We start from the raw sequence: 5424 nt of genomic DNA, 5'->3' as shown, positions 1-5424 counted from the left end.
AGCGCATGAAGCTGAAGGGACTCACGTTCATCGCCGCGGCACACACAGGGCATGTGAGAATAAAGGGCGAGGAAAAATAATGGTGATGATCCGTCGTCACGTTTTTTTCATGGCAATTCTGCTCGCAGCGGTTTTGTGCGCGCAAGAAAGCCGGCCGCCGGTGGCTGACATCCAACGCGCGTACGACAGTCTAAAATTTGACGAGGCCGAAAAACTGGCGCGCCAGGCGCTGGCCGCCGCGGAAGCCTATGCCCCCGCGGAATTGGTACAAATTCACTTGTTGCTGGGTTATATCGGATTCACGCAGAAACAGCATGCCGGCGCGCGGCAGCATTTCGAAAGCGCGCTCTCGCTGCAACCGGGTTTGGAGCTTGACAGCTTGCTGGTTTCGCCGCGCATTGTGCGCTTCTTTGAGCAAGTGAAAAATGAATACCGCGTGGGCATTGCCAGCAGCGATCCGGCAGTGAAGTATATCGTCGTAAAAGATCAACGTCTTGCCGCACTGCGGCGGTCGCTCGTTTTGCCGGGCTGGGGGCAACGCCATTTGCAGCGCCCGCGTTCCGGCTGGATTTACACCGCGGGCTTCCTGACAGCGCTGGGCGCCGGACTCGGCCTGCACCTGTTGCAGGATCAGGCGCATGATCGTTATCTCGCCGCCGTCACTCCGAAGGAGATTGCCCGCGAGTATGATGCCTATAATCAACGTTACCGGCTGCGCAATGCCGCGTTTGCCGCAGCCGCCGGCATTTATGTTGTGAATGTTTTCGATCTCATTCTCGTTACTCCCGCCGTTTCCCTCGCCCACCACTCGCACAGCGACGCCACAATCTTAAAACTCTCGCTGCGGATGCCGCTTCGCCTCTCCAAGTAAACAGAATTGATTATTGCCCGGAAACGTTATCCCCATTTTTGCGCGGAAAGAACACCGCTTTTTCTTCAATCATTTGACCACAGCGGATTTTCAATCAAGTTGAAAACCTCAGCCCTTCAGGCAGATCAACTTCGATAAACAGCCAGAACAGTGACGAACCGAGAGAATGGAGTTTTTCTCTGTTTGTTCCCTTCACTCCTGTTTCAAAGAGTTCAGATTTTAGTTTCCTTAAAGATTGAGCTTGCACTTTCAAACCTCGCGAAGTATTTTCTGCCATCATGATAACCAATATCGAGACACATGACGCAACAACGGTTGCGTCTTCAATTCAGCCGTTGCATCATCTTTACACCACACGTACTCCTGGAGCAGTTGCCCGGTTTCTTGAGAATCATTCAGCGATACTTTCATCAACATTAATTGAAGCATGCCGCAAGATCGAAAATCATTTCGGATAACAAAGCCCGGTCATTCTTGAAGTCATGCGCGATCCCGAGCTACACGATTTTGCCACATTGTTTGTCTATGTCAAGACTTCGCTATCGCCTGACGAAGCCGGTAAACGATTGCGCCAGTTTGACTGGGAATGGTTTTTAAAACAATCTCACGCAGTTTTAGAGTTATTGAATTTTGATGTGGAGTATGAATGACATTCACGTGGGGCGATTATCTCAGCGTAGCACGACATTATAGAAATACCAGTGCAGAAAACGGATATGAGGAGGCTTTTCTGCGCGCCGCAATTAGCCGAGCGTACTACGCGGCACTTCATACTGCGCGTCATCTTTCAAGAAATCAATGGGGCATTGAAGTTCCCAAGACGGCAGAAATTCCCGCGTTCGTTCCTAAGTGGTTTTTGAATGAGGACGATGAAGAGCAACGAGAAATCGGCGTTCTCTTGGGTCGGTTACGCGACCGCAGAAGGAAGGCCGATTAGGATGACGAAATAATGAAAATTGCATCGCTAGTGAACTCATCTCTTGATGATGCGCAGCTTGTAAATTGACGTCAAAGACATGCTGGTGAGCGGCTTATTCGTTCTGCTTCTTCTTACATTACTTTATGTTTTTGCGCTTACTTGGCTCCGTCGGGGCCTGCGACATGCGCACCAATGCTGTATTGACTCCGAAGCGTTGCACATAAACATCTCGCCACAAAATTTACCCTCCGTCACTCTCATCGTGAGCGCGCGCAATGAAGAAGAGCATTTGCCTCATTTGCTCAATTGTCTCTCTGCGCAAGATTATCCCGCCGACAAACTCGAAATTTGTTTAGTCGACGATCGTTCCACCGATCGCACAAACGAGTTGCTGGCTGAATTCGCGGCGCGGCATCGCCACGTCCGGCATTTCACCATACATGACACGCTGCCGCATTTCGCGCCCAAAAAACGCGCGCTTGATCATGCCATTCGCCATGCGCAGGGTGAAATCATTTTGCTCACGGACGCGGATGCGCGTCCCGGCCCGCAATGGGTGCGCGAGATGGCAGCGCAATTTCAGCGCGGCGTCGTCATGGTGTGCGGCTACTCGCCCTATTTTCCGCGCATGAATCTTTTACAAAACATTTTGGCGTTGGAATATTTTTCGCTGGCCGCAGTAGCGGCAGGCAGTATCGGCGCCGGCCGGCCGCTTACCTGCACCGGCAGCAACTTTGCGTATCGCCGTGACGCCTTTTTTGCGGTAAACGGTTTCGCGGGCATCGCGCATTTTATCTCCGGAGACGACGATCTTTTTCTGCACAAAATGCACGATCATCGTCTCGGCCGGATCGGCTACGCCGCGCATCCTCACGTGCATGCGGCAGTGCGGCCGCCGGCATCGTGGCGTGACTTTCAATCCCAGCGCACACGCTATGCTTCCAAAGGCCGGCATTACAAACCCGGTGTCACCCTCGGCTTGACCGCCGTGTTTCTGTTGAACCTCTTGCTTTGTTTGGGATTTTTGGGGATTTTGGCAGGCGCATTCCAAATTTTTGCAGCAGCATGTGTTTGCGGCCTGGTAAAAGCCGGGTGTGAATATTTTTATTTGCGGCGCGCTGCTGCCTGGTTTGGTGAACAGAAGCTGTTGAAATACTTTTCAATCGCCGCGCTGATACATCCTTTCTATATCGTTTATTTTTCCCTGCGCGCGCCTTTTGCAAAATTTTCATGGCGCGGAGAACGTTTCTCGGCAACCACGCAACAGACGTCCGCTTCTGTTTGAAGCCAACGAATCAAGTTTTGAAAGAAAAAAGGCTTTTCATGCCCGAAGCGCACGAACAAAAAATCGAGATTTCGAAGAAACAACGCGTCATGCTGTCGCGTGCGCTTTCCAAGCTCGGCTTGTGCTCGCGTCAAGAAGCCGTGCGCGCCATTCGCGCGGGCCGGGTGAGCGTGAACGGCAAAGTCGCGCGCGACACATTGTACTGGATCACACTCGGCGAAGATCGCATCCAGCTCGATGGGAACGCCGTGACGAACACGCACTCGTTGCGCTATTTCATGCTGCACAAACCGCCGGGCTATGTCACCACCCGCCGCGATGAATTCAAACGCCCGACGGTTTTCGATTTGATGCCGAAGGCGCAAACCGCGCTTGGCAAATCCTCTTCCCGGCGCGATTGGCTTTTCCCGGTGGGCCGCCTGGATTGTGATTCGGAGGGACTGTTGTTGTTCACGAATGACGGGCCGTTGTCAGATGCGCTGGCGCATCCGAAGAGTCATGTTGAAAAAGTTTATCGCGTCTTGCTCGATCGCATGCCGCCCGAAGCCGGGCTGCGCCGTCTCGCGCAAGGCCTGATGTTGGATGATCAGCTCACGCTGCCGGCAAAAGTCGCGCATGATCCGCAAGCCGGCAACGACAACTGGCTGTACATCACGATTCACGAAGGCAGAAACCGCCAAGTGCGGCGCATGTTCGAGGCCGTGGGCAGCAACGTCATGCGCCTGATTCGCACGCGCATTGGCCCGCTCGCGCTGGATGATTTGCCCGCCGGCCAGTGGCGGGAATTGACGCAACCTGAAGTGCAAGCACTCAAGCGCGCGACGGGCCAGCGCAACAATCTCACAGAACACAAACGCCCGCAGCACTGAAACTCATGTTGATCGCACCGCTTTCATGACTGGACTCGAAATCATTCTGCTGGGCGTCTTCACGCTTTATGCCCTCACTTCGCTGCTGCTGCTGCTCGGCGCGCAGCGGCGCCCGCCTTCAAATATCTCAAGAATTGCAGATCATACTGTCAGCGTACTCGTTGCCGCACGCAACGAGGAGAAATACCTTCCAGCCTGCCTGGAGGCGTTGACGCGTTCGGATTTCCCGCAAGAAAAATTTGAAATCCTTGTCATTGATGATCGTTCAACGGATCGCACGCTGCCAATTGCCGAAATGTTTGCGCAACGTCACAGCAACGTGCGTGTCGTGCCGCTCACGCACCGCTTGTCGGGCATGTCCGGCAAAGCCAGCGCGCTTTGCCAGGGGCTTGCGCATGCGACCGGCGACCTCATACTCATCACAGATGCGGATTGCATTGTGCCGCCCTCGTGGATCTCAGCCATGACGCAACATTTCACGCCTGATGCTGGCCTGGTGGGCGGCTTCACGCTGCTCACGCCGCTGCGAGGGCAGACGCGAGCGCCATCACCGTCACACGGCAATCTGTTTGCAAAAATTCAAACGCTTGATTGGATGTACCTGCTGACGGCCGGCGCCGGCGCCGCGGGCTGGGGCAAGCCGGTTTCGATTCTGGGCAACAATTTCGGTTTTCGCCGCGCCGCCTACGATCACGTGGGCGGTTATGAAGCCATCGGGTTTACGATCGTCGAGGATTTTGCCTTGATGCAAAAAATTGTGCGAGACACAAAATGGCGCGTGCGTTTTCCGCTCGATCCCGCGGCTGCGATTTACAGCTTCCCACCCGCCACTTGGCGCGATTTTTTTCATCAACGCCAGCGCTGGGCTGCCGGCGGTAAGGAGATGGGATGGCTGGCAAAGTTTCTTATGATTCTGGCGTTTTGCGCGCTGGCGGCGATTGTGCTGGCCGGTTTCATTTCTTGGAAGCTGCTGCTTGTCGGGCTGGCTGCCAAGCTTTTCATGGATGCGCTTTTGCTCTGGCGATGTGCTGCCGCCTTGCGCTGCAAGCCTCTGCTGCGCTACTTTTTGTTTTTTGAATTTTATTTCTTCATCTATAGTTTCATGTTTGCGCCAACGATTTTGCTGCCGGCAACGGTGCACTGGAAAGGTGTCCATTATCGCTGGAATATGCGCGGCAAAATCAAAAGCGTCGAGGAAAAGCAAGCCTCGCCGGCGCAGTGACATTTTCAAAAAGTCTTCTTTCGCATGCCAATTTCTTCGCTTCTTTTTCCCCTCCTGGCCGGCAACAACCAACTGCCACAGGGTCTTCTTGATATTATCTCGTCTCTCGTCACCTGCAGCGCGTTCTTCCTTCTCTATGCAGAAATTCATTATCGTTTCAAATTCACGCCGAGCCGCCTGTTTCAGCGGCAACCGGAGATTATTGCGGATGCGCCGCATCGCCTCCCGCCGAACACGCCGGTTCCGATTTTGATTTTC

General features: G+C 53.8%; 7 protein-coding genes. 6 read left to right on the top strand and 1 reads right to left on the bottom strand.

Translation table 11 applies throughout. From position 1 onward, the window contains the following. The first annotated feature begins 85 nt into the window (after positions 1 to 85). Positions 86 to 871: a hypothetical protein gene (locus FBQ85_26035; GenBank protein ID MDL1878593.1), complete on the top strand. Its 786-nt coding sequence runs from the start codon at positions 86 to 88 to the stop codon at positions 869 to 871. 94 nt (positions 872 to 965) lie between these two features. Here the strand turns inward: FBQ85_26035 and FBQ85_26030 are convergent, their stop codons facing one another. Next, positions 966 to 1148, bottom strand: coding sequence for a hypothetical protein (locus FBQ85_26030; protein MDL1878592.1), 183 nt, complete (start codon positions 1146 to 1148; stop codon positions 966 to 968). Between the two features lie 369 nt (positions 1149 to 1517). On the opposite strand from FBQ85_26030, the gene FBQ85_26025 reads away from it, so the two are divergent. From FBQ85_26025 to FBQ85_26005, 5 genes are all read left to right on the top strand, one after another. Beyond that, positions 1518 to 1808: a hypothetical protein gene (locus tag FBQ85_26025; GenBank protein ID MDL1878591.1), complete on the top strand. Its 291-nt coding sequence runs from the start codon at positions 1518 to 1520 to the stop codon at positions 1806 to 1808. A 79-nt stretch (positions 1809 to 1887) separates the two neighbouring features. Beyond that, positions 1888 to 3075: a glycosyltransferase gene (locus tag FBQ85_26020; GenBank protein ID MDL1878590.1), complete on the top strand. Its 1188-nt coding sequence runs from the start codon at positions 1888 to 1890 to the stop codon at positions 3073 to 3075. Next, a complete protein-coding gene (locus FBQ85_26015; protein MDL1878589.1) occupies positions 3021 to 3944 on the top strand; it encodes an rRNA pseudouridine synthase in 924 nt (307 codons plus the stop codon). Before FBQ85_26020 ends, FBQ85_26015 begins: the two co-directional genes overlap by 55 nt. A gap of 25 nt (positions 3945 to 3969) precedes the next feature. Further along, positions 3970 to 5166, top strand: coding sequence for a glycosyltransferase (locus FBQ85_26010; protein MDL1878588.1), 1197 nt, complete (start codon positions 3970 to 3972; stop codon positions 5164 to 5166). Between the two features lie 24 nt (positions 5167 to 5190). After that, the coding region (locus tag FBQ85_26005) for a hypothetical protein (GenBank protein ID MDL1878587.1) at positions 5191 to 5424 on the top strand (234 nt) is incomplete at its 3' end.

The organism is Cytophagia bacterium CHB2 (assembly GCA_030263535.1).
Classification (GTDB): domain Bacteria; phylum Zhuqueibacterota; class Zhuqueibacteria; order Zhuqueibacterales; family Zhuqueibacteraceae; genus Coneutiohabitans.
Note: the sequence above shows the minus strand (reverse complement) of the source record. Positions and strands in the feature narration are given on the sequence as shown.